Source organism: Cupriavidus sp. 05L411 (assembly GCF_056398045.1).
The window spans coordinates 1-24,266 of record NZ_JBFTOQ010000045.1 but is presented as its reverse complement, the minus strand read 5'-3'; the positions used below and the strand labels follow the sequence as shown (position 1 = coordinate 24,266).

Sequence of the window (24,266 nt, the reverse complement as noted above, 5' to 3'; positions counted from 1 at the left end):
CCTGTCGTCAACGATTTTGTGATCGCTATCACAAAGATCGGGTCATCGTTGCGCCATGATCAAACGATGCAGGAAAGACCCGGATTCCGCCTCATTCCAATGCAGCATTTGCGAGGGCGTTGTCGCAACGGCGCATGTGGGAGCAGACGATCCATTCAGAGCGGCGTTTCGAAGCGCTGGGTCCTTGCGTGCCCCTTTGCCGGCAACGCTGCCAATGGCAGGCTGCCCGGTGCCTGTTGGCACGTGGCTGCGGCATCGGCTTGCACGGCATGCACTGGTGGGAACAACGGGGAATTGTGATGAAGTCGATGGCTCGCGGTCTGTTGATATGCCTCCTCCTGTGGGTGGCCGTGATAGCCCGCGCGGATGCGGGTCCCGCCGTGCTGGGTGAGGCTTCCGTGGTGGTGGGTGTGGCGCTGGTTGAGGAGGCAGGCGCAAAACGGCCTCTCGAACGCGGCACGAGCTTGCGCGAGGGAGTGACACTCGAGACCGGCGCCAATGGCTTCATCTATGTCAACACGCTGGACGGTGGCTTTATCAGCCTTCGGCCTAACTCAAGCCTGACGGTTGAGTCCTACGCCTACAACGGCAATGCACCCGCAGAGTCCCACATCAAGTTGCGGCTGAACCGGGGGGTGGTCCGCGCGATCTCCGGCAAGGGCGCCCAGGCCGCGCGCGAGCGCTTCCGTATGAATACGCCGGTGGCAGCCATCGGTATCCGCGGCACTGACTTCTCGGTTTTTACCAGCGAGGCGACCACGCGCGTGAGCGTGCGCAGCGGCGGTATCGTGATGTCGCCCTTCGTCGGCGGCTGCTCGCTCAGCGGCAGCGGCCCGTGCGAGGGTAGCGCCGGGCGCGAATTGTCCAGCCAGCGGCGGGGCGATATCCTGCAGATCAACCACGGCGATGCGCAGCCTACGCTGCTGGGGCCGCAGTTCCAGCACCTGGCGCCGGATGTGGTGTCGCCGCCCGGCAAAGATGAAGTCGCGGGCGGCGGCGCGCAGGCTCGTGCGGCGGAGCCGGCTGTACCGGCGGCCGCCATGGCCAACGAGATCGCTTTCGACGGCGCGGTTAGGGACGTGCCGCCGCGCCAGCCGAAGCCGCCTGTCGTGGAACCGCCTGTAGTGGTCAGGCCGCCACCGCCGCCGGAGCCGCCGGAACCGCAGAAGATCTTCTGGGGCCGATACCAGAAGCTTGCCGACCTACCGCCCAATACCAGCACGGAAGCCCTGCTGGATGGGGTGCGAAAGATGGTTGCCTTTGGCGCCTACGGCCCCTTTGCGATAACGCGCGACAACCGGGACGGCATGGTCATGCCGAAAACTGATTCCTTCCGATTCCAGCTAAAGGGCTCGGAGGCCTATGTAGTCAGTGACGGCGGCAGCAAGGCAATTGCCGCGGCCATCAGCGACCCCTCGCTGGTCATCGACTTCGCCAAGCGTCGATTCGACACCAGCCTCATCATCACGACCGACAAGCTTAGCCATCGGATGAATGCACACGGCTCGGTCCTGCCGGATGGCAGCATGCGTAGCGATCAGATCGGCAGCAATGCCAACGTACGCGGCGCGCTGGCCGGCAAGGACGCAACGCAAGCCGGCTATGCCTTCAGCAGCGATGCCGGCGCTGGGCAAACCGCACTCGGAGTCACGCTTTGGGGTCGGTAGACGGACTCGTGCGGCCCGACAACCTGAGGCTTGGCCTGGCCCTGCTCGTAGTGGGAACGGTGGCGGCGCTGGGCAGCGGAATCTGGGTGCCGGGCTGGTACACGCAGCTCGACCGTATGCTGACTGATAGCCGATGGCTGTTGCGGGACCCGGCCGCGCCGTCTTCCCGGGTCGTCGTGGTCGACATCGACGAGGCCAGCCTGGAAGCCGTGGGGCCTTGGCCTTGGCCGCGCCAATTCCTCGTGCAATTGGCGGAAGAACTGTTCGTGCGGCATGGCGCGCGCGCGGTGGCGCTCGACATTGTGTTTCCCGAAGCCCAGGACGCCGGCGGCGATGCCGCGTTGCTGCGTGTGGCGCTGCAGCACCGGCTGGTGTTCTCGCAAGCGTTTGACTTCGCCGCTGCGCTGGGCACGGTCCACGCGGGGCATCTCGGCGGCGCAGTGGCGGCAAGCGGGAGCCGCGACGCCTTCCCGCAGGCGACTGGCTACATCGGCAACTTCTTCAAGCCGGGCCCGCGCGACTGCGTCGGTCATATCACGCCGCGCTTGGATGAAGATGGCGTGGTCCGGCGCATCGCCCCTCTGATCGTATATCAGGGCGAGCGCTATCCTATGCTGGCGATGGCCCTGTTGCTGTGCGAGAAACCGGGCCTGCCACCTGCCTTGGTGTGGCCCGCGATGGCGCCACTGATAGCCGAGACCGATGGGGGCTTCCTGCCTATCTCATGGCGCCATGCCGGCAACGGTTTCGCGGTTGTGAGCGCCGCGGATGTGCTCGCGCGCCAGGTACTGACACCGACCATCGCTGGCCGCTACGTGTTGGTGGGCTCGTCGGCGCTGGGCGCATCGGACCGGATTACCTCGCCGCGCGATCCTTGGCTGCCGGGGGTGATGGTTCATGCCGAACTGCTCGAAGGGCTGCTTGACGAAGCGGCTACGCCCAGGCGGCGTTTTGACCTGTCCTGGTTGGGCTGGGGCTGGTCGCTCGCCAGCGTACTGGTGCTGGGCTACCTGTTCCGACGCGGTAACGTGGCGGCCGCCTGTGGCACGCTGGCGCTGCTGACCGTGTTGTGGCTGGTGCTGGCTGTCATGTTACCGGCACGCGGAACGGGCCTGGTTCCGGCGTTGCCGTGCGTGGTCTACTTGCTGTTTCTCGGATTGCAGGTGCCGATGGAGTGGGGCATGGCGCGCTCAGAGGCGCGTCGCTTTGACCGGCGCTTCCGGCGCTATCTGCCGCCGGCCGTGTTGGAGGCGCTATTGCGGCAGCGCGATTTCGACGCTATGCGGCCGGTCCGCCGCATCCTGACCGTGCTGTTTGCGGATATCGAGGGGTACACGACGCTGGCCGAGGTCATGCCGCCGGAGCAGCTGGTCGGCCTTACCGAGATTGTGCTGGGGCATCTGACTGCGCAAGTTCACCGCACGGGGGGCACCGTCGACAAGTACATGGGAGATGCCGTGATGGCCTTCTGGAACGCACCGCTCGATCAGCCTGACCATGCCGACCGTGGGCTGGACTGCGCGCTGGCGATGCTGGCGGGCATGGCGGGACTGAACGAGCGGCTGCGTGCCGCCTATCCAGCGCTGGCCTCGATCCGCATCTGCGTTGGCATCCACAGCGGCGAGGCGGTCGTGGGCGAGATCGGCTCGCAGACCCGCAAGAGCTATACGGCGATCGGCGATACGGTCAATATTGCCGCGCGTCTGCAGGACCTGTGCAAATCGGTCGATACAGATCTGCTCGTGGGCAGGGGGACGGCAAGCTTGTCGCATCGGCACTGCCTACGCGTGCTCGGCCGCGTGACGCTGCGCGGTCGCATTCAACCCGAGGCGGTGTACGTCATAGCTGGGGCGGCCTTGCGCAGCCAGACCGGCGCCGCGCCAGACCGGCCCCTTGACATGGCGGAGCAGATTGTCGACAACTAGCCTACGCAACGCGGCTTGGCTGGCATTGCTCCTGTTTATCGTCCTGATTCTCGGCAAGGCCATGGCGCAGCCCGTGGCTGCGCCGCCCCAACCGGCTGGCACATCGCATCCGCGCCAGCCCGCGCTGCCCGAGATCGAGCGCGATGGCCTGCAACTGCGCCAGTCGCCGCTGTCGACCGAGAGCAGGCTGCCGGGCCTAGGGGACTCGGCAGCCAACCTTGCCGGCGGTGAGCACGACGCGATCTACCAGCGCATCTACAATGCGATCGAAGCAGGCCACACCGATGAAGCGCACGGCCTGCTGGCAGCGCTCGACGCCAGCGCATTGCAGCATGCCGGTGCTGTTCTCGATGTTGCCATCCTGCTATGTGAGCTGGGTGAGCGTGACGAGGCGGCCGCGCTGTTCGCGCGCCTGCAGGGCAATATTGCACTGCCGCCCGGCATTCGCCTGCTGATCGATACTTACCTGCGGTCCGGGTGCGTCCGCGCGGGCAGCCGCCCGCGCTTGCAACTGGGTGCCTATGTGGGCTATACCAACAACGCCAATTTTGGTCCACGTGATGCCACCGTGCGATTCGCCGCTGGCGCGCCGATCCCCGCTCTGCAGTTGGCTCCGTCGGCACTGGCCCAGTCCGATCGATTCGTGGGGCTGGATGCCAACTTCTCGGTTCCCGTGGCGGGCATAGAGGGGCTTAGCCTATCTGGCTCCGGCGCAGCCCGCCAGTACGCGCAGCGGCGTGACTACGACCAGGTTGGCAGCGGACTGGGCATCTACTACGGCAAGCCAACGCAGGCTGGGCTGGTTGAAGCGCAACTTGGGCTGGGCTTTACCTGGCTGGGTCAGCGCGCCTACCAATACGGAGCCAGTGCGCAACTGGGCTACTGGCTGCCCGAACAGCACTGGCACTGGATGTCATACAGGCTCGGCATCGATACCAGCGTCGCGCTCGACCGCTACCCCGTCAGCCGTGATTTTGATGCGCGCAGGCACGATCTGCGGCTCAAGGGCAAGCTCGACCTGAGCCCATCGGTCTACCTGTTCGGGGCAATCAGCGCGGTCGGCGATATTGCGCGCAACGACCGCGCCGGCGGCAATCGGGTGGGCTACGGCGCGGTGGCTAGCATGACGTGGCAACTCCACCCCCGGCATGTCATGGTAGCGCTGGTGCAGCGCCAAGATTTGCGCGATCGCGAAGCTTACTCACCGCTTTTTTTTGGGACCACACGGCGCCGACAGGATCTCCGGCAATTCACGCTGCGCTACACCTACCAGTACTCGCGCGCGGTGTCGTTCTATTCCCAACTGGTCTACCAGCGCGCTGAGGATTCCATCCCGATTTTTCGTTATAGCGCTGGCAGCTTGGCCGGTGGGATACTATTCGACTTCTGAATGCAGTAATCGCGCTGACCGATCAAGGGTGTGATGGTGGTCACAATGTATACGGCCGGCGCGGCATAGCATCGTCAGGTGACGAACAACGTGCTCCAAATTTCACATGGATTGGGACAAACTGAGTAGCGGCGGGCTTGGCGAGTTCCATCGTCACGGGGAAAGACCTTCCCGCAATGGTTGGCGACGCTTGCTGAAGTTCGGGGTGCTGGCTTTTTTCCTAGCGGGGGCAATTGGCGCGTGGCATTGGATTGGTTGAAATCTGCCACTGGCGGGCAGGTAGCTGGCGACGGAAGCCAGCGGAACTGCGGCCAGCGACCTGAGCTTGTTCGGCCAGCTGCTTATGGCCACGGGCTGTGGCACGGCCAACATCGTCGGCAAGCGCCTAGGCCGACGACCTGATGGCCTTGATCGCCTGAATCCCCTGTTTGCCTGGCTACCTACTGCTGGTTTCACTGGCGCTCGAAGGCTCACAGGCGGTATGGCTCAGTCATCAGCACATATCGGGCATGGGCTTGGGCGCAGTGCTGTACATGGCGTACTTCGGCACGTTTCTGGCCTTGTCCTTTGGAGTAGATCGCTCTATCTCTAGAATGTGTTAAGTGCTTTGAGGAATGAGGCGGCATTAACATTGCACAGACAGCGAAATACAAACCAGCGGGAGCGGACTGCGCTCGTCGTGATCCGGGTAATGGACCAAACCATCACCAAGGAGGTGTCGATCCATGTCCCGTCTGAAACCTGTTCTATGCCTGGTGGCTTTCGGGTGCTGCATGACGCCCTGGCGCGGGGCGAGTTCCCGACCTCGCCGGACTTGCTGATGCGCTCGCCGCTCCAGCTCAAGACGTTGCCGCCACTGTCTCCGACAGCTACTGTGACTGCCACGAGGTCGCTGGGCGGCTAAGTTCATTGCAGGAGTGGGAGGGGAGGGAGGTGCAGTCGACTGTCGCAGCAGGAGGGGTACGAGTTGCATCAGGGGCTCAGCCTAAAAAAAGGCCATGCCCGGAGCGGGCTTGCCGTGCAAATAGCTTTGGGTACTCCGCTAGTGGGGTCAGTCGCTAACAGCTCGATTCTCGAGCCTTAACAGTCCCGGCCGCAGTGATGGGACACAGTAAGCGACTCTTCACCTCTCGCAAGGCGGAATATTGTTTGGAACACTCTGTGGCGCGAGTTGTGGTCCCGGGTCGCCCTCAACGCTACTGGAAGTGGCGAGGGCGCAGCGGGTTTTGGGGGAGGAGGAAGGATCGTTGGCGCCATGCGCTAGAAAGGGAACGCCCCAGTGCGATTGGCTATGCATCTGGGGCGTTGGGACGACTGACCCCTCCAGAGCCGTCCGAGTCAGCGAGCCGCCGACAAATTCAGATTAGGCGACGATACCGATATATTCTGTGATCGGCATCACAGATTTGTCATGTCGGCTGCGCACTCGCAGCCATCAGCGGGAAAAGCGCAAGGATTAGGCGTTGGCACAATTCTGGGGTGTTCTGTCGCAGACCTTGTGGTTCCAATCACTGCAGCTAGCGTCGTCGTGTGGCCACCCTCTCCGAAGGAGAGGGTTAGGCGCAGCACACGCGGTAGACGGGAGCTTGGCGGGAAAGGGGTGTCCGGCGCAACGGTTGCCCAGACTACACAGATTTTTCTGGTGGATGATCGTTAGAAAAAGGCGCCAGAACCCGGGGGGTTCTGGCTGAGCGGGAATCGCCGACGGAAGGGACCATCGGCCAAAAGATGTTAGTCCCCCGCCTTCGCAGATTCTGTGATGGCTGACACATTTACCAAATTTGCAGTCGGCAGCTATCTTGGGCAAGGCGAGCGATCAGTGTCCGTCGTCGGTGGTGTGCCGCGCTTGGCGTGCTGGCCATACCAGGTCCGCCTGCGGTCGAGGCGCTATGCAGCCATTGCTGCGTGCGTCTGACCCGCATGCTCGTCTCATCATAGTGCACAACCGGCTTGCTCAGAATCGCCTGGCCGATCTGCTCGAGCGCCGGTGGCTGAGCACTGGCGGTCTCGTTGATGTAGTTTTGAATGGTGCCCGTGCTTACCGACAGCCCGAACAGATTTCGCAAGGCCTGCGCTGCCCGGTCGATCGGCACGTGCTGTACTGCGTCAAATAGACCGCTGCCGCATTGACTCGCGGGCGATACTGCGCCGCTTGGCTTACCCCCGCCGGAAACTGACCCGTATGGGTCTTGCCGCAGCGGCATTGCGCGATTTGCACACGATGCTCGGTTACCTCAAAGCGAATGGCTGGTAGATTGATGACCTGGCGGCCCTGCGGCAGCACCGTGACCTGATCTGCCGCGATGCACTTGCCACAGGCTCTGCACCGCTAGGCCCCCCGGATGAGTGTGAGTGTGTAGGTCGGTCGCGACGGTTGCCGACCTGACCGCCGATATCAAGGCTGGCTGGCCGATTTGATTCGACCTGTAGAAGATGTTCGTGCGGCATGCTCGACGCTAACCGGATGGTCGGGAAACATAGCTTCGGCAGCTTTCCTAGCCTGGGAAGCACTTAGATATTGATCGGAGAAGACGATCGCGTGGTGACCAATACGCCGTTCAACGGCCCATCCATCCCCCAATTTCACTACCACTGTCGAACTTAGTTTCGCTATCTGCTGCACTTTCAATCCCCATTGGATTGGAGTCTTCGCTCCAAATTGGTGCAAATTCTAGAGAGTTACCATCGATTGGAGATCCCCCCATCCGAAAAAAAAAGGGGGGCAGATTGTAGAAAATTGAAAATGGAAACGCATTGCGACAGCCGCCTTTGTGCACTGCACCCAAAAATTGGGAACCTCTTCAATCTTTGGGGGCAGTTCATCTGGGCGACTTTCTTACACCCACCGCACGCGAGGATGCCGAACCGGCGCCGCGCGCCCCTCGGGCAAAGGCTGCCGGGTAGCCCGGCAGGACAGCTAGTGGCCAACAGCCAGCGTCGGTCAGCCACCAGCCATTACCGGCCGAGGCTGTGTAGAAGCGCTCCGTGCAGCAAGTCGGGGCTTTCTCTTGCGCCATTGAGCTCATCTAGTCGCTGCTTGGGTGCCAATTGGAGTTTAAATTGACTTTGAAGCCGCCACGCGAGCATTAAACGATCGTCGAAGTGCTCACGCCCCCGCCAGCATCATCGCCTTCATTGTTCTGGCAATGCCAAGCACGCTGATCACGCGCATGAGATTGTATGCGAGCACGTGCAGGCTCATCTCAGTGCTCACGTGTTCTAACGTCTTCGTCAGGAAGTGCGCGCATTCGGCACCTGGGACAGGCGCTGCTCCAGTACACATGTAGCTTCAGGTTATGCTCGAATGTCGTGAACCTATGGATCGCTCTCTCACCCGCCAGGCATTGGTATTGGTCGTCCTTCGCCACGTAGATGAAGGCTGCCTTGCTAAACCGTCCATCGGCCTTGGCGCTCGACGTCATAGGCTTCGGTACGAAGGGCGTGACGCCGGCGTCTTCGCACGCGCTGATCTCCAGTCCATTGAAGTACCCACGATCGGCAAAGGCCTGCAATTTGGTCCGGCCCATCGCCTCACGCGCAGCCTTCGCCATCTTGCTCAGTCGTGCACGGTCGCTGCCGATGTTTGTGACCTCGTGCGCGACGATCAGGTGGTGCTTGGCATCAACGGCTGTCTGCACGTTGTACCCAACAATTCCCATTCCTTTGGCTTGCGAGATCATTGAGCGCGCATCGGGATCCGTGAGTGATAGCTGTTCATCGGGCTCGCTCTTCAACTTCTCCCTCGTGCGATCCAACTCCCGCATTTGCAGGCGCAGCTTCTTGATCTTTTCCTGCAGCCTCACTGTCTTTGCCTCGATTTCAGCGGGCTGGGTTCGATCGGCGGTCTCTAGTGCGTCGAGATAGCGCTGGATGCTCTGCTCAATCTGCTGCTGGCGCTTGTCGATCTTACCTGGCGTGAAGTTGCGGTCCCGACTGTTGACTGCCTTGAACTTGCTGCTATCGACGGCCACGACTGCCTGTGAGAACAGCTTCAAGTCTCGGCACAGTGCGATGAAGCGCTGGCAGACGTTGCTGATCCCCACTCCGTTGTCATGACGGAAGTCCGCAGTGGTTTTGAAATCCGGTACAAGCCGTCCGGTCAGCCACATCAATTCGACGTTGCGCTGTGACTCGCGCTCCAGGCGGCAGCTCGACTGGATGCGGTTGAGGTAGCCATAGATACAAATCTTCAGCAAGACCGACGGGTGATATGCCGGCCGACCGGTGGCCGCAGGAGCGGCCCCCTTAAAACCAAGCCTATGCAGATCAAGCTCATCAACAAAGGCATCGATAACGCGCACGGGATTGTCTTCACCGATATAGTCATCAAGACACTCTGGTAGCAGAGTAACCTAGTGCCGGTCTTCGCCTTCGATGAATCGCTTCATGGGCCGCCTCGCGCTGACAAGTTGCTTCAGTTTAGGCGATGTACTGGCGTCTTCACACAGCCTCGGCCAGGAGGAGTCGTCCGCGCCCGTCACCGCTTGGAGGCTTCAATGCCGGCTATTCCTCAATGAACGGCCGCTCTACTCCCGATTTAGAGTTACAAAAGCCACTTATGCGGGACCGGAGTACCATTGACCACTAGCCGATCAGGTTTGCCGACACTGCACATTGCTCCGGCTTCGTGACCCCTCCATCTGTCGAGCTCCTCTCGTAGATGTTCTGGCGAGTAGACGACCCGCTCCAGTCGAGATACACACACGAAATAATTTTCGCGGTCGCGAAATTCGCGCACGCTGCCTTTGGTGAAGTCAGAGCGGTACTGTATAGATTGCTCGTCGCGATGACACCTTCAGCGTTCCACTGTGCGATTGCGGGTGCGGCTACGATAGCAAGGCCAGCAGCACAGAGGAAACTCGAAATCGCCCCTCTTGCCTTATTTATCATTTGGACTCCTTAGTTGACCGATTGCCTAAACAGTTGCCGACAGTCGCACCCGCAAGAAAGCGTCAGCGCGATCAGATAATTCCCGAGGCGCTGCGTGGGCTGCTCGATCAGGTGAAATAGTACATATGCGGCAACTACGGAGAAGGTGCTTAGGGTTACGAACTTACCAATTCCTCCCTCCAGCCGGTAAAGCTCCGAAAGGACGGGGATGCGGGCAACGAACTGATGCAGCGGCTCGTGGACAATGTAGAGGCTGAATGAAATTCGGCCAAGGAATGCGAACGCTCCGCCTGGCCCCCGAACAAGAGCCTTCGCCTTGCCGAGCAGCTCGTCGAAATCGCTGCATAGATAGACACTAAAAAGCGCTGCTGCAGCGAGTCCCTTTCGAGTCAGGCCGTGCCCCATGGCATATCCAGAGAGGAAATGGGACAAAAAATAAGCGATGAGAACTAGGTGTGCACCGATCCGAATCTTCTCACTCATTGCGAGCCACGACGTGCGAAAATTTTCGTAAAGATAAGCGAGTGCGACTCCAAAGAGGAATTCGAGAAACAACGGGTTGCTCAACTCACTGATTACCTGTGAAGGGATCGGAGAGTGGGCGGAGAGCGTTGCCGCTGTATAAGCATCAATGCAGAGCGAAGTATGGCACATCGCTTGGATACCGAATGCGCAGGCGAAGAGCACGGCCGCGGTTGCGAGCCCGCGGTGGGACTTCGAAACAAGCATGCCGATGGCGAACATCACATAAAACCAGAGCTCGTAGCTGAGCGTCCAGCCGGGCGACAGTAGGTTGTAGCCAAAGAATGGCGCATCGGTATTGGATAGCGGAATGAAGAGCAGGCTGAGAAGATAGTCGTGTCGATCTTCAGTGCCATTCCCGATGAAAACGATAGTAATGAACAGCCACGCGAGTGGGATCACCCGAAAGGCGCGCCTGATCAGGAACGGTAGGAGGAGCTGATTCTCCTTTCTCTGTGTCGTCGCGTACATCACGAAGCCAGATAGGATAAAAAAACGTCCACCCCTATCCGGCCATTTTCAAATATCGTATTCCCGATATTCGGAATTATGTCGTTCAGAAGCTCGCGGTAGTGGTAAAACATCACCAGCAACGCGCTGATGCCGCGTGGGCAGTCCAGCGACTCGATATGCCCCGAACCCAAATGGGCGCCGAGTACCTTCGTTTCGGTCTTCGACGACTGAATGGCGAGCATGCTTCTCCCGTTCCTATTTTGAGGCGAAATGGTTTTACGCAAAAATAATGCATGCTGCGCCACGACGTTGTGACGGTTGTCACACGGGCAGGGGCTCGGGGTAGCTCGCGGGTTGACCGCTGTACTCTATGATCAGTCATAGAGCGGACCAAGTAGTGGAAGGCGGATTGAGCGGGGGGGCATGCTGTGGGCGAGCTGGAAACTCAGCGAAGCGCCCTGGTAGTTGAACGCCAAGCGGTCGATTGTCCACGGGAGCGCCATGATCGCTGCTGTGTCGATGCCGTTCAGGGTGAGGGTCGCGCCGGCGGCCTGGGCGGCGGCCTTCACCTCGGCGTTCCAAGTGTCGGCCGTGAGCAGTGGATCGTCGATGGTGAGGTGGGGGCAGTGGATGGTCAAACGCGCGGCCCCGTGGGTCTGGCTATATAGATAGACGGTATCGGGGGCGCAGGCGAACATGTCTCTCTCACTGACACTGTGTGGATATCCAGTATAAGAGTGCCCCTAAGTCAGGCGCAGATAGTTGAGTTAACTGTATGGATATACAGTTATGGTATGGCTCGTACGAATGCCCAAACGTAATTGATCCGACGCCCGTACGTGGTCATTTTCGTCAAGTTCCAACAAATTCAGGCTGTCGGCCGCACCTTGCTGACCCGCCGCCGGTCGTAGATCTTGGCCACCATCTTGCCGCCGGCGTGGCCGGTGGCATCCGTAATCCGGTCGTCGCCTTCCTCCTTCCGATCGGTCACCGCGCTGGGCCGCATGTCCGCGAGCGTGAAGCGGCTGAACGTGACACCCCGCTCTTCTGCAACTGTCCCGCAGTAGCCCATCAGGCGCTTCCAGATCGTGTTCCGGCCGCTGCGGCTGTTCGCCACGGTCAGCAAGGGCGATGATCTGCTCATCTGTCAGCGCCTTGGCGCTCGGTTGCGGGGCGGCGTAGAGAGGTTGGGCGCCTTCCTTTGCATTCTCGACTTCAATCCACGGGCCGAAACGCGAGTCTTCACGAAGTAGCCGACCGGCTCGCTGCCGGCCTCATTGAGGGGGCGGACTGGGTGGTATGAATCGCAGCATCCCACTCACGGCGCGATTCATCCATGCTACGCACCCGGTCAGTGGACAATGGCTCACCCACATGCTGCGCGAGGTTGAATGCGATGTTGGAGAGTTTCGCGCCGGCGATGCGCACCGCCCCGCTGACAGGTGCCGGGGGAGCGGCGAACTCGACGTTCGGAGGGAGTGCCTTGCCCGCGGGCGAGGGCAGCATCAAGTCATCGGCAAAATCTACCCCCTGCGATTTGTCCTCAAACCGCAACCGGACCACGCGGCCGTGGAGGTCGACCGTATTCGGCATCGGGTAGCAACACCTTTTCAGGCAATGCGATCGGTTGCGGCGCGGCCTGGGCGGGGATGTCACGCACGCAAGCCAAGAAGTTCTTCTCGGCCGCCACGGTATGCCCGGGCTTGAAATGGCCCATTGCAATTTCCAGAATGCGCGCATCTGTGAGTCCCTGTGCCGCCGGCTGCTCGGCGCGCACATGCGCGGGCCGACCGCCTTTCCCAGCCGTGCCGCTCAGCACGTCGAAGATGCTGGCGGGCGCGGCGCCCAACTACGGCAGCTATCATAAGGTCGCCGAGCGACTGAGATCGCTGCAGGAGTGGGCGAGAGGGCAGCAGTCCTTGGTGGCAGGTGGCGGGTAGCTGGCGCACCGGAGTGCTCAGCAAAAACAGCCAAGCCCGGAGTGGGCTTGGCATGCAAACAGCTTCTTGCCTACGTTCGCGGGGGCAGTTGCTAGCGGCTCGATTCTAAGTCTAGGTGGTGTCGCTTGTAATGATGACGGTCACAGGTGGTGACTTAGTGTCTGAGCAAAACGCAAAAGCACCCCGACGGGAGGACTGTCTAGAAGGCGGCACCAAGACCAGCAAAGCGAGTTGGGGGTAGTCATAGCAAAAAAAGCCAGAACCGGGGGATTCTGGCGGGTGAAAACCGATGGCGGGGACCATCAGCAACTGGATATTAGTCGTCGGACACTTCAAATTCCGTGATCAGTGGCACATCTTCCGATATAGCGATTCGTGGAGCGCTCAGGGTCGGCATTGGCAACGGCGCTTGCTATGCGTACAAACGTACCGGCTTGGATCTGATGGGTCAGGGGCCGGTAGCAAGGATCCAAATGCAGAGTAGTGGGCCATTCAGCGGAATGAGAGCCAGGTAGGCGTATGGTTTGCCGACATGGATGGCCAAAAATACCTAGCAAAGAGGGTAGAAGCCACAGGGCTTCGAAGAGCAGGAATCCAGGAAATGAGATCGCCATTGCCGTGCTTCCTTTGCCGCTCCTCTATGAGGGGAATGCTCAGGAAAAGGACCGACACAAGGCCGGCCCTTACTACTATCTACAGTTCAATACTCCTGCATCAGACCCACGAGAAGTCCGAAGCTGCGATGCTACCGAGCTTGTTGGCAGCGCCGAGCAGGGCGATTTCGTGATCCGCAAGATTGAAGGCATTATTGCCGTTGGCGTCCAGCGGGCTGAACGACTGGCCTTCGTTGCGGAACAACAGTTGCACGTCGGAACCGCTCGAGTTGTAGTTGAACGTGCCGTCGGTATTGTAGGTACCCACGCGCGCAACGATCTCCGGGAAGATATCGAGCGGATTCCCAGTGTAGATGGTGCCAGGATTCGAGCCGTTCACGATCTGGATCGAGAAATGCCCATTCACGAAACCAGGGTTGCTCACGTCGATCTCGATCTTGTCTTCGCCGAAGGTGAAGTCGGTGATGTAGTCTTGCTTCAGGTCCACGCGCGTCGACTTGCCTGCCTCGCCGAAGTGGTTCGAGTCGAAGTTGAAGTAGAACTTGTCCGCGCCTGCGCCACCGGTCAGCCAGTCCGAGCCCAGACCACCTGCGATGAAGTCGTCTCCGTCGCCGCCGTCGATCTTGTCGTTGCCGGCGCCACCGTACAGGTAGTCATTGCCAGCACCACCGAAGATTTGGTCGTTGCCGTCACCGCCTACGAACCAGTCGCTACCGCTGCCGCCCTTCAGCACGCTCGCGCCGTTGGACGTGTAGACGGTATCGCCCTGGTTCGAGCCGAGGAAGGTGAAGCCCTTGGCACCGGCGTACTCGGCGATGATCTTGACGCCCGAACCCTTCAGGCCAGACGCATCGATCGTCGAGATGGTTTCGTCAGCGAACGCGAAGCCCGTAACGCTGCCGGCGCCGGAGAGGATCAGTTTGCTATCGGCGCCAGCTTGAGCGTTCAGATCGAGACGGACGAGGTGATCGTAATTATTGAAGACATCGTTACCGCCGTAGCCCAGGCCGTACCCGTGCGCGGTGCCGCCGGCGTTGCCGTCCACCGATGCTTGCGCATCAACCTTGACGTTCAGCAGATTGACTGATGCTGCCTCCAGCCAGTTGCCGCCGTAGGTGCTGGTCGCGCTATCTGCAAGCAGGGACTGGTTGCCAGAGGAACCGTTCAAATGTACGTGTGCCGAGTTGGCTGCGGTTACGTCAATGCTCGTGACGGTTGCGCTCTTGTCATTCCAGTCTGCGGCATCGATGCCCCAGGAGGTCACGGTAGAGGCGATGCCCGCGCCGATCTTGACCGTTTCCAGATCGCCCGCAGCCTTCCAATTGCCCACTTGGCCGATTGTGATGTCGCTGGCCGTCGACGACTGCACCACCAGATGCTGCAGGTTGGCGGCGCGCGCCATCAGGCTGTGGTATTCATCGCCCAGACGGATGTCGCCCACGTTGGTCGACTTGATCGTCAGGCGCTCGACGGTGTTGCCGTCGATGATGGCGCTGCTTTGGCCGTTGTTGGCCAGCACGGTCAGGTCGCCAGCCGAGTTGTTAGTGATCGACAGGTCCTTGGTATAACGACCGGAGAAGGACTCGTCGACTTGCAGGCCGCTGGCGATCGTGACGCTTTCGGTGCCGTTGTGGTTCAGCGTCACCTTGTCGGCGTTGATGACGCGGATGCCGGCGGGGTTGCCAGCGTTGCCGATCGCGGCGGTCTTGCCTTCGATGTTGATGTCGAGGGTGGTCAAGCCTTCGCCGTTGTAGTCCACTTCAACGCCTTGTGCCAGATCGCCCTTGATGTTCAGGGTCTTCAGGTCGTTCTTGAAGTCGTTGAAATCGGCGCGGCCGCTGGACTTCTGCAGGTCGATGGTGGCCAGATCCGTAATGTTGGTACCATACAATTGCACCGAGTTCACAAAGGTGGCATCTAGGGTTTCGACGCGGCTGATCGTCGGCGCGCGGTTCGATTCGCCAACGGTGCTGTTGGCATTGAACGAAGCGATGATCTTGTCGGCGCCAGCACCACCGTCGATCACATCGCCAGTGCGCAGGGTGTCGCCGACGTTCAGCACGTCATTGCCCGAACCCAGTTTGACATTCACGTCCTGGTCGGACTCGGAGATGTTCAGGTGCAGGTTGGCAGCAACCGTCGAAGCGTCGATGGTGGTCAGCGTGGAATCCAGCGCACCGACGATACCAAAGCTCAGGCCGGCCTGGCCGCCGGTGATGTTCAGCGTCTTGGTGCCGTCGCCGATCAGGTCGGTCAGATTCGACTCGAAGCCAGCCTTGTCGTCGTTGATCTTCAGGTTGATCGTTTCGACGTCGAAGTTCGGGTCGGTATTGATTTCAACGGTGGCGTTGACTTCCTTGACCGACACGTTGGCGGCTTTGCCCTTGATGTTCTGGCCATCGAAGTTCAGCGTAATTTTGTCGTCGGCGTTGATGGCGTCGACCAAGTCATACTGGGTGTTGGCGCCTTGCAAGTCCAGAAGGCTCACGTCACCCTTGATCTTCTCGATCTGAACTTGCTTCAGGTCGGTCCAGTCCTTGGTGGTGATGGACACGTCACCGGTCGGCTTGATGGTGACCTTGCTGGCGCCGGTGATGGTGGTGCCGGAATACAGGTCTGCCTTCGAAGCTAGGCTCAGTTCAACCGAACCCGGGCCGGTGATCTTGTCGCCTTGGGTCAGGGTCTCGGTACCGCCGCGCACGACGTCGCCGGCGGCCAGCGCCACGGTGTCGATGGCGGTGGTCAGCACGCTGCCCACAGGCATCGGATCGGGGCCGGCCACGATGTGGTCGATCTTCGTCTGCGGGTCGCCGCCCTGGCCGGGCTGGGTCACGGGGTGCAGCCAGTCGCGCGCTTGCTGAGCAGCCCAGTCGCCGCTGTACTTCAGGATCTCTGCTGTGGTGTCCAGTGCATCGGTGAAGCCGTTGGCCGCAACCAGCTTGGCTTCGACTGCCGTCTTATCGGTACCGATGGCGCCGTTCAGGATGTCCAGGGCGATGCTGGCCAAGGTTGCCTTTGGCGGCTGTGCCGACAGTAGGCCCGTGTAGAAGAGCAAGCCTGAGGTGTCAGCTTCACGATTGAACAGTTGTTGGTAAATTGCGTTGACCTTGGCCTCAAAGGACTGGTTTCCATATAGCGCGTTCGACTCAGCGGAGTTGCCGAAGGCGTCAATAATGGCGTTCAGGTTGCCGGCGGCGCCGTCCAACTTGGTGGCCCAGAATTCCAGGCCGACGGGATCTGCCGGACGTCCGTAGTAGGCGATGTAGACCTTTTGTACCTGATCGTAGTATTGCGATGCTGCCATGGTGTAACTCCTAGGAGGTAAAAACAAACGATCTGGAATTCGATCTGCAACTGCCTCCAGGCAAGTTGAAGTCCAGATCTCGTTTCAGGCTGTGGCACTAGCACGTGCTATTCGCGGTGCAGTCCGCGACACGCGAATTGCGTGTGGATGGGAGTATCTGGATTTGGAATGCCTTTCGCAGTGAGCGCGGTCACAACTTGGCGCGACAGCATTCGAGATGCGGATTGTGTTGGATCCGAGGGACATGGACGCACCGAACCAGGGGGGCGGTGTGATTTGTGACGGCACTCACAAAAATCGTGCGTCATGACGGAGGGCGGACGGGACTGCTGCGAGTTGGTTTTGTTTCTGACGCTGCGTTAGGGTATCAGGTACTCTACGGGAATTGCTAAGGCCTTGGCGACGCGCCGAATTGTGGAGAGTCGAATATGGGGCTTACATTCAATCTTACCGATCGCTGCTTCCTTCACTCCCATTCGCTCCGCCACTTGCCGTCGTGTGAGATTGAGTTGCAGTCGCCAGGCACGGATGAGAGAGATATTCCTTTCCTCCGCCTGCGCATAGACATGCTGTCTCATCTTAGCTAGTTCGGCTTTGTCGTCTCGCCTGGGAGCTGTGTGCGCATCTGAAACTGAGACTCCCTCCATCAACACCGAGATGGGAACGTCTAAAGCTGCTGCGATGCTTTGCCAGACCTGGGCGCTTCCTTCCCGCCCGCCGGACTCGATCATCGTGAAGTAGTTTCGAGCTACGCCGACCCTATCCGCTAGCTCTTTCTGGAGCAGTCCGCGGTATCGTCTCCATGCCTTGAGTCTTGAATTTCCCGACAGCAGAGCCAAGAGAACAAAGTGTGGCGTCCCGGCTTCGGTTGCCGCGCTACCGGCGCGCCCGACAGGAAGCAATCGTTCGCTGTACTCCCTGAGGATTTCCCAGTCGTCGGCCGGGACAAGGGCAAAGCGCTGCCCGTCACGTTCGGTGTATTCAACTTTGTTCATGCTGAGCCGTGGAGTGGTTGCAATCAGCGAGCGTCGATCTACCGTTTAGGCCAGGGTATTGTGGACCTATGTGCGATTCCTTACGCCGAGGGTACAGAGTCTCGCGAATTGGTGCTGTGACAAGAATCACGTTCGGAGTGTGCCGGGGCAGAATCAACGGCAGCAGGCTGTGCTAGAGATTGCGCGCCGGGGAACCTTCAACGGTCCGGCGCCGGGGTGCTGATCTTGCTGTAGGACGCCCAATCCGATCTGGGCAGTACCATCCAGGTGTTGGCTTGTCTGTGCTGGGTGCGCAAGCTGCTCGACGCCGTTGATGCGACCAAGTAAGCTTCCGGCGCTCGATAGTGCGCTGGTGACACCGTGCGTGGTGGCAGATGCGCTGGCGCAGGGTGACTATGACAGTGCGGCCAGATTTTGGGGGGGGCGACTAGCTTTTGGCCGTGCGCAAGAAATGGAACGCCCCAGTGCCATCACTGCGCAACTGGGGCGTTGGGACGTTTGACCTCTCTTGGGCCGTCCAGGTCAGCGAGCCGCCGACAACTTCAATTTAAGCGACGATAGGCGGGCTTGCTGTGTCCTCCATCACAATTTCTAGCGTCAGCGGGGATCGTAGAGAGCGCAGGCAAAAAAAGACGCCGAACTTTGTTGGAGCTCGGCGTTGCGGGAATTGCTAGAAGGGTCAATTTGCTAGCGAGGTCAATTATATGGATCGACGGTCTCTGATGCAGTGACGCCCATCACAGATCTGCAGTGCACAGATCAGGATGGCATGAGCGATCCGAGGCCAGCATGGGGCAAATCGGTGGGCATGCTTGGCGCCGCCGGGAATCCAGGCCCTGCCAGCGCAGGCCAGGCAACTGAAGATCCCATCGGAATGCTCACCGACGTGCTCGGCCGGGCTGGTCAGCGTGCGAAACGCTGACCAGCCAGCATCGCCAGCCAAGCCTGTGAGCGGGCCTTTGACTCGCTGAATGCAGCGGCGCGGCGAGCTAGCTACCCTAAGTCGCGGACGTAAAATCCAGCATCTCAGTCGATATGCCTAGGAAAGTTCATGCTGCGAGCTGTTGCCGAGAAACTGCGCACGTTGCACGGTTGGATGGTGAAGCCTATGGTGGCTGCCAACTCTGTGAAACGAGGCCTTATCTTCCGAGTGTTACGCAGTCGGCTGATCTGGCTTGTTGCCCTGCTGACTGCCGTCCCGCAGTTGTCGGCTGCAATAGGCTACACATGGAAAGCCACGCACCCAACCGAAGAACGCACCCTCTGGCTACTATGGGCTCTTGTCGTCCTAGGTTGGATCTACTTCATCCTGGTCCTGTTTGTCGGTTGGAGGGATCTGCATGAGCGGTTGGGTGGAAAGTCTCGTTGACATAGGTGCTACCGCTGGAACCGAAGCACCGGTGCCGCGCCCGGCCGCTTGACATTCACCCAGTCCCGCGATCGAGTACCGTCCCAGTACAGGCTGCCCACACGCTTCCCGGCGACGCCTTCCAGCTTCGGCGTATTGTCGCTAAGCCACTTCCGGTCCTCACTGCTGGACAGGTACAGCAGGCTTTCCTTCGGATTGGTCAGCGGCTTTTTGAGCGCTACCTTGCACTCCTCTTGTCCGCTCAATGGTCCTGCGTTCCTTCACCACACCCTCGGCAATCGTGACCAATTCGTAGCGCTCAAGCAGGAACCCTTCTTCCAGATGCCAATGCCTGCGCCTCGTGATCATGGGAATCGTGAGGTCGCCAGAGAACCAGGTCGCCTTCAAAGGTGCTGCTGCATCAGGAATGATGGTGTCGAGCGGCACCTCCCTGGGATCGTGACAGGGCGAAATGCTGAGCTTGACCAAATACAAAGCATCGTCCCGGATCTCCCAGGTTCCCTGATAGCCGCGCCAGCTAGCGGTACATAGGTTGGTACCCACCTGAGTAGGCCGCTCGCGACCTCTGGTCGATCGAGTAGTGGAGCGAGTGGCTCAGCGAGCAGCGCGGTCGGCTCGCCGTCGATTATCACGACCTCTGCCATCTGCAGAGTGGCCCAGGCCATACCGGACATAGCCATCGGCGTTACAGCGAGGATTCGCTTCATCCGCATACCGTTGTTGATCATTGTGATGGCGCAACCATGGCACGGTGCCCGGCCGCCATTGGGTTCCGTGCGGGACCTCTACTCGGCAGCCTTCGCCTGCGGCTCGGCATCCACGAGTTCGGGCGGGTAGGGCTGCATGAGTCTCCACTTCCTTGTTTCACATCAAACGCGGCCTTGGCCGCCGCGACTACTATAAAAACAGAAAAAACAAAACACCCAATGGTAGGGGGTGCTATGGATGTCACCGTGTGGGCGGCCATCGGGCTGCTGTCGTTCCTGTTGGAGATTATTACTCTCTCTGGGTTCTTCATTTGCGTTACTGTGGCGGCAATAGTTGGGGGCGTTGCCGCCGTCCTTGATGCGGGGCCGATGTGGTCCATTGTGGCAGCTGCTGCCTTCTTCCTGCTTGCGCGCTGGCTCTCTTCTGTTCTTGGATCAGATGCGGCACTGCTCCGCTACGAGGAAGCTACCCACAATGTTGCCAGTGACGATGGCGATATGGTTCACATAGCTCATTGGAACCAGTACGGCGAAACGCTCGTTGAATATCAAAATCGAGCGTGGCCCGTAAGCCTTGTGCTCGGCCATCATCACCGGGCGGGAGATTACCGGGTGGTCGAGGTGAAAGAGAGTCACTTGCTTGTCACCCCGCTCGGTAAGCGCTACTGGCCGAAGAGGCGTTGGCGTCGGTCCCGGTCGGCAGGCTAGGCGGTCGCGTGCAACGCAATGTGGATGCGCAGCGGCTTTGTCGTCATAAGGCGGCTGAAGCGAGCTGGATTGATGTGGTGAGGACTGCTTATGTCGCCAACGAGTAGAACTGGTCGGGCTGCGGACGGATTGGTGCCGCGAGCGTACTTCATCTGTCCTTTCACGATCATATGCATTACCTCGATGCTGCCCAGTAGAATCCGCGCGCAGCGAAACACTTTGAAACAGAGCATGGGTCGGGTGCGGAGCTTGATCGCCTGATGGTCCTGTTCCACGATGTTGCTCAAATACTTGGCTTGGCGAATCCTGATGTGCCTTTCGCGCTGTGCGTTGATCGCGTGCAGCCCGGCCAGATTGGCGTCGCTTTTGTCGATGGTCACCGGGGGCGCCATTCTGGTCGATGGCCTTCTCGAAGTAGCGCCGGGCCGCCGCCGTATTCCGTTTGGCTCGGAACAGAAAATCGACCGCGTCGCCCGCGTTGTCCACGGCCCGGTACAAGTACTTCCACTGGATTTGTCGAGATAGCAGGCTCTGTCGCAGTTAGGGAGCGAGGCAAGCAGCGCCCTCATCGCCGGAAAGCCAAAAAAAGTGACGAGCCAGTCCAGCTTATGACAAAATAATTGCCCCCTGGTCACACCGGAAATGACGTTGCGGTCCGGACGTCGACGCACCCTTGAGTCATATTTCTGGCACGGTTCCCATTTCGCTGGTCAACGGCTTCCTGTCGGGCGCCGATCCCGCCGCCATTGAGCGGCTGGCGGAGCGTTCCGGCATCCCCCACGGCTTGCTGCGCCGCCCTGGCTCCCGCGTGACCGAGGAGCAGTTCTCCACGCTCTACCGCCTGCTCGCGACCGAACTGGACGACGAAATGCCGGGCATTTTCAGCCGCCCCTTGCGCAACGGCACGCTGAAATACCTGTGCCTGAGCCTGCTCGACGCCCCGCGGCTGGAAGTCGCGCTGCACCGGTTCGGCCAGTTCTTCCACCTGATCCTGGATGATTTCCGCCTGGATTCGGGCCGCGACGGCGAAGGCGGCTGGGTTGCCATGGAGGCGGATCCGGCGGGCCCCAGCGTGACCGAACTCGGCCGCGAACTTATCATGAAGCTCGTGCACGGCATTGCCTCATGGCTGGTTGGGAAGCGGATCCCGCTGATCGCGGCGGAGTTCGATTTTGCGCGTCCCGCGCACGCAACGGACTACCTCTTTCTCTTTCCGGGGCCGGTTCAGTTCGGTAGCGCGCAGACACGTATGCGTTTCGAGGCGGCTTACCTTGATATGCCAGTGCGGCAACGCAAGCCCGACCTGCAGAGATTCCTGGCGCGCGCCCCGGAAGACTGGATCTTCGTCTCCTTTGCCGACCAGATGGTTTGCCACCGGGTCAGGCAATTCCTTGCCGATTGCCTTCCCGCCATGCCGACGCTGGAAGTGGTTGCCCAGGACCTGCACTATTCCGTGCGCACGCTTTGCCGCCGGCTTGCGGACGAAGGCACGACGTTCCAAGCGATCAAGGACGACGTCCGGCGCGATATCGCGATCCAGCGGCTCACGCGTTCGCCCGATGCCATCGCGGCAATCGCTTATGACGTCGGCTTTGACAACCCGACCGCGTTCCACCGCGCCTTCCGGCACTGGACCGGCAGCACGCCCAAGGCGTACCGCGGCATGGCCTGAGCGGCCCGGCTAGGCGGCACCGCTGTAATGGGTGCCGAAACGCTGCCTGAGCACCAGCTTATGCAGCTTGCCGGTCGCGGTCAGCGGCAGTTCCGGCACGAACATCACATCGTCCGGGATCCACCACTTGGCCACCTTGCCTTCATAGAAGGCCAGTAGTTGTTGCGCATCGAGTGTGCTGCCGGCGCGCCTTACCGCGACCAGCAGGGGGCGTTCGTCCCACTTGGGATGGGCACAGGCGATACAGGCCGCCAGTTCGATCTCCGGATGCGCAACGGCGATGCCTTCCAGTTCGATCGAGGAAATCCATTCGCCGCCGGACTTGATCACATCCTTGCTGCGATCCGTGATCTGCATATAGCCGTCGGCGTCGATCGTAGCGACATCGCCGGTGGCGAACCAGCCATCATTCTCTAGGCAGGTTTCCTCCATGCCGAAGTAGCGCTCCACGACCCAATGGCCGCGCACCATCAGGTCGCCCGCCGAGCGTCCGTCCCATGGCAACTCGGCACCATCGGCGTCGACGACCTTCATCTCGACACCCGGCACGACTCTGCCTTGCTTGGCCTCGAGCTGCGCGCGCTCCTGCTCCGGCTTTTGCGCGAAGCCCTGCGAGGGCGAAAACACAGTGCCAACCGGCGACAGCTCGGTCATGCCCCAGGCGTGTACTGACTTGATGCCCAGTTCGCCCAGCGCCTTGGCCAGTTGCGGCGGGCATGCCGCGCCGCCCACAATGACACGCTCCAGGCTCTTGCAGCGCTCGCCCGTGCGGCGCATATGGTCGGCCAGGCCGAGCCAGACCGTGGGCACGCCGGCCGACACCGTCACGCCTTCCTGGTCGAACAACGCCGACAGGGACGCGCCGTCGAGCGCCGGGCCCGGCAGCACCAGCTTCGCCCCGACCAGCGCCGCGGAGAACGGCAGCCCCCAGGCATTGACGTGGAACATCGGCACGACAGGCACCACGGAGTCCGACGCACGCAGGCAAAGCGCGTCCGGCAGCGCCGAGGCATAGGCCATCAGGCAAAGCGAACGGTGCGAGTACAAGACGCCCTTCGGGTTGCCGGTGGTGCCGGAGGTGTAGCAAAGCACTGCCGCCAGCTGCTCATCCAGGCGGGGCCAGTCGAAATGGCCGGGCTGCCCGCCGATCAGGGCCTCGTAGCTTTCGAGCGGCAGCGCCGGTGCTTGCGGCAGGCTGGTGGCGTCGCACAGCATGACCCATGACTCGACATGAGGACATTGCGGCGCGATCTGCTCGACCAGGCCCAGGAAGGAGGCATCGAAGCAGACCACGCGGTCGCGGGCATGATTGATGATGTATGCGATCTGTTCGGGGAACAGGCGGGGGTTGATGGTATGACAAACCGCGCCAATGCCGGTCACGCCATAGTACAGCTCCATATGGCGATAGCCGTTCCACGCCAGCGTGCCGACGCGGTCTCCCGCCACGATGCCGCGGCCCGTCAGCGCATTGGCCAGTTGCATGGCGCGGACATGGCAGTCCCCGTAGGTATAGCGGTGAATGTCGCCCTCGACGCGCCGGGATACGATTTCCACCGTGCCGGAGTGCCGCGCCGCCTGCTCCAGCAGCGCAGACAATTGCAAAGGCGCGTACATCATCTGACCGAACAGGTCCATAGTCTTGTCTCCTGACAGGCGGTTTGTCGTTATGCCGGTTGCATTCATCGGTCATGGCGACGCCGGCTGCGAGGCATTCTAGAGGTGCCCGCCACCTCCGGCACTGACAGGAATGGCCGAACTAGTGACAAATCCGGCCAATCGAACTGGGGTGCATGGCAGGCGACCCGCGCGACGCAAAGCGGCAGGTTTTGTCAATGAATGGGCAGGTTTGGTTATTCCCGCATGACGCGGCGGGCGCTACGATCCGGTACCCAGACCATGCAGTGCCGGCATCCGGCCAGATGCACCGCGCCCTGTCCCCAAAATGGAGTCCCCAAAAAATGACCTACCGTGCCCCGCTCAAGGACATGTTGTTCGTGATGAACGAACTGGCTGATCTTGACGCAGTCAGCAAGCTGCCTGGCTTCGAGGACGCCACGCCGGAGACGGCGCAGGCGGTGCTCGACGAGGCAGCCAAATTCAACGAACA

Annotated in this window: 17 protein-coding genes and 2 pseudogenes; 7 read left to right on the top strand and 12 right to left on the bottom strand. The window is 60.6% G+C overall.

The annotated features are described in order from the left end of the window. The first annotated feature begins 134 nt into the window (after positions 1 to 134). The 3 genes from AC1DQR_RS32930 to AC1DQR_RS32920 are packed head-to-tail and all read left to right on the top strand — an operon-like array spanning position 135 to position 4,982. Positions 135 to 1,667 (top strand): FecR family protein, encoded by a 1,533-nt coding sequence (locus AC1DQR_RS32930; protein ID WP_477134510.1) that lies wholly within the window; start codon positions 135 to 137, stop codon positions 1,665 to 1,667. Beyond that, positions 1,655 to 3,592 (top strand): CHASE2 domain-containing protein, encoded by a 1,938-nt coding sequence (locus AC1DQR_RS32925; RefSeq protein WP_477134509.1) that lies wholly within the window; start codon positions 1,655 to 1,657, stop codon positions 3,590 to 3,592. The genes AC1DQR_RS32930 and AC1DQR_RS32925 overlap by 13 nt, the downstream gene beginning before the upstream one ends. Next, entirely contained in the window at positions 3,579 to 4,982 is a 1,404-nt protein-coding gene (locus AC1DQR_RS32920; protein ID WP_477134508.1) for a hypothetical protein, read from the top strand. Before AC1DQR_RS32925 ends, AC1DQR_RS32920 begins: the two co-directional genes overlap by 14 nt. A gap of 1,772 nt (positions 4,983 to 6,754) precedes the next feature. Here AC1DQR_RS32920 and AC1DQR_RS32915 read toward each other — a convergent pair. The 9 genes and pseudogenes from AC1DQR_RS32915 to AC1DQR_RS32875 all read right to left on the bottom strand — a co-directional run bounded on the left by AC1DQR_RS32915 (position 6,755) and on the right by AC1DQR_RS32875 (position 17,700). Beyond that, positions 6,755 to 7,075 (bottom strand): IS66 family transposase, encoded by a 321-nt coding sequence (locus AC1DQR_RS32915; RefSeq protein WP_477134507.1) that lies wholly within the window; start codon positions 7,073 to 7,075, stop codon positions 6,755 to 6,757. Between the two features lie 1,013 nt (positions 7,076 to 8,088). After that, a pseudogene (locus tag AC1DQR_RS32910) lies at positions 8,089 to 9,328 on the bottom strand (IS1182 family transposase). Positions 9,329 to 9,881: 553 nt separating this feature from the next. After that, positions 9,882 to 10,865, bottom strand: coding sequence for an acyltransferase family protein (locus AC1DQR_RS32905; RefSeq protein ID WP_477134506.1), 984 nt, complete (start codon positions 10,863 to 10,865; stop codon positions 9,882 to 9,884). Next, entirely contained in the window at positions 10,865 to 11,089 is a 225-nt protein-coding gene (locus tag AC1DQR_RS32900) for a hypothetical protein (RefSeq protein WP_477134505.1), read from the bottom strand. Before AC1DQR_RS32900 ends, AC1DQR_RS32905 begins: the two co-directional genes overlap by 1 nt. A 132-nt stretch (positions 11,090 to 11,221) precedes the next feature. Next, positions 11,222 to 11,545 carry a hypothetical protein gene (locus tag AC1DQR_RS32895; RefSeq protein WP_477134504.1) on the bottom strand — a complete coding sequence of 108 codons (324 nt, stop codon included), beginning with the start codon at positions 11,543 to 11,545 and terminating at the stop codon, positions 11,222 to 11,224. Positions 11,546 to 11,715: 170 nt separating this feature from the next. After that, positions 11,716 to 11,991, bottom strand: a complete 276-nt coding sequence (locus tag AC1DQR_RS32890; RefSeq protein ID WP_477134503.1) for a hypothetical protein — start codon at positions 11,989 to 11,991, stop codon at positions 11,716 to 11,718. Between the two features lie 399 nt (positions 11,992 to 12,390). Next, a complete protein-coding gene (locus AC1DQR_RS32885; protein WP_477134502.1) occupies positions 12,391 to 12,696 on the bottom strand; it encodes a hypothetical protein in 306 nt (101 codons plus the stop codon). Positions 12,697 to 13,501: 805 nt separating this feature from the next. Then, positions 13,502 to 16,705 carry a DUF4214 domain-containing protein gene (locus AC1DQR_RS32880; protein WP_477134501.1) on the bottom strand — a complete coding sequence of 1,068 codons (3,204 nt, stop codon included), beginning with the start codon at positions 16,703 to 16,705 and terminating at the stop codon, positions 13,502 to 13,504. A gap of 359 nt (positions 16,706 to 17,064) precedes the next feature. Next, entirely contained in the window at positions 17,065 to 17,700 is a 636-nt protein-coding gene (locus tag AC1DQR_RS32875; RefSeq protein WP_477134500.1) for a helix-turn-helix domain-containing protein, read from the bottom strand. A 1,051-nt stretch (positions 17,701 to 18,751) separates the two neighbouring features. On the opposite strand from AC1DQR_RS32875, the gene AC1DQR_RS32870 reads away from it, so the two are divergent. Beyond that, positions 18,752 to 19,069 carry a hypothetical protein gene (locus tag AC1DQR_RS32870; protein WP_477134499.1) on the top strand — a complete coding sequence of 106 codons (318 nt, stop codon included), beginning with the start codon at positions 18,752 to 18,754 and terminating at the stop codon, positions 19,067 to 19,069. Positions 19,070 to 19,228: 159 nt separating this feature from the next. Here AC1DQR_RS32870 and AC1DQR_RS32865 read toward each other — a convergent pair whose 3' ends face one another. Further along, complete coding sequence (locus AC1DQR_RS32865; protein ID WP_477134498.1) at positions 19,229 to 19,612, bottom strand: hypothetical protein; 384 nt, start codon at positions 19,610 to 19,612, stop codon at positions 19,229 to 19,231. A gap of 398 nt (positions 19,613 to 20,010) precedes the next feature. Here AC1DQR_RS32865 and AC1DQR_RS32860 point away from each other — a divergent pair, with 398 nt between their 5' ends. Then, a complete protein-coding gene (locus tag AC1DQR_RS32860; protein ID WP_416046729.1) occupies positions 20,011 to 20,484 on the top strand; it encodes an NfeD family protein in 474 nt (157 codons plus the stop codon). Between the two features lie 88 nt (positions 20,485 to 20,572). Here the strand turns inward: AC1DQR_RS32860 and AC1DQR_RS32855 are convergent. Continuing rightward, positions 20,573 to 20,994: pseudogene (locus AC1DQR_RS32855) on the bottom strand (IS6 family transposase); the annotation flags it as partial. A 190-nt stretch (positions 20,995 to 21,184) separates the two neighbouring features. Here AC1DQR_RS32855 and AC1DQR_RS32850 point away from each other — a divergent pair. Then, positions 21,185 to 22,156 carry an AraC family transcriptional regulator gene (locus AC1DQR_RS32850; RefSeq protein WP_477134537.1) on the top strand — a complete coding sequence of 324 codons (972 nt, stop codon included), beginning with the start codon at positions 21,185 to 21,187 and terminating at the stop codon, positions 22,154 to 22,156. 9 nt (positions 22,157 to 22,165) lie between these two features. On the opposite strand, the gene AC1DQR_RS32845 is transcribed toward AC1DQR_RS32850, so the two are convergent. Further along, the gene (locus AC1DQR_RS32845; RefSeq protein ID WP_416046728.1) at positions 22,166 to 23,794 is read right to left on the bottom strand and encodes a 3-(methylthio)propionyl-CoA ligase; all 1,629 of its coding nucleotides are present in this window, start codon (positions 23,792 to 23,794) and stop codon (positions 22,166 to 22,168) included. 323 nt (positions 23,795 to 24,117) lie between these two features. Here AC1DQR_RS32845 and AC1DQR_RS32840 point away from each other — a divergent pair. Continuing rightward, the coding region (locus tag AC1DQR_RS32840; protein ID WP_477109571.1) for an acyl-CoA dehydrogenase N-terminal domain-containing protein at positions 24,118 to 24,266 on the top strand (149 nt) is incomplete at its 3' end.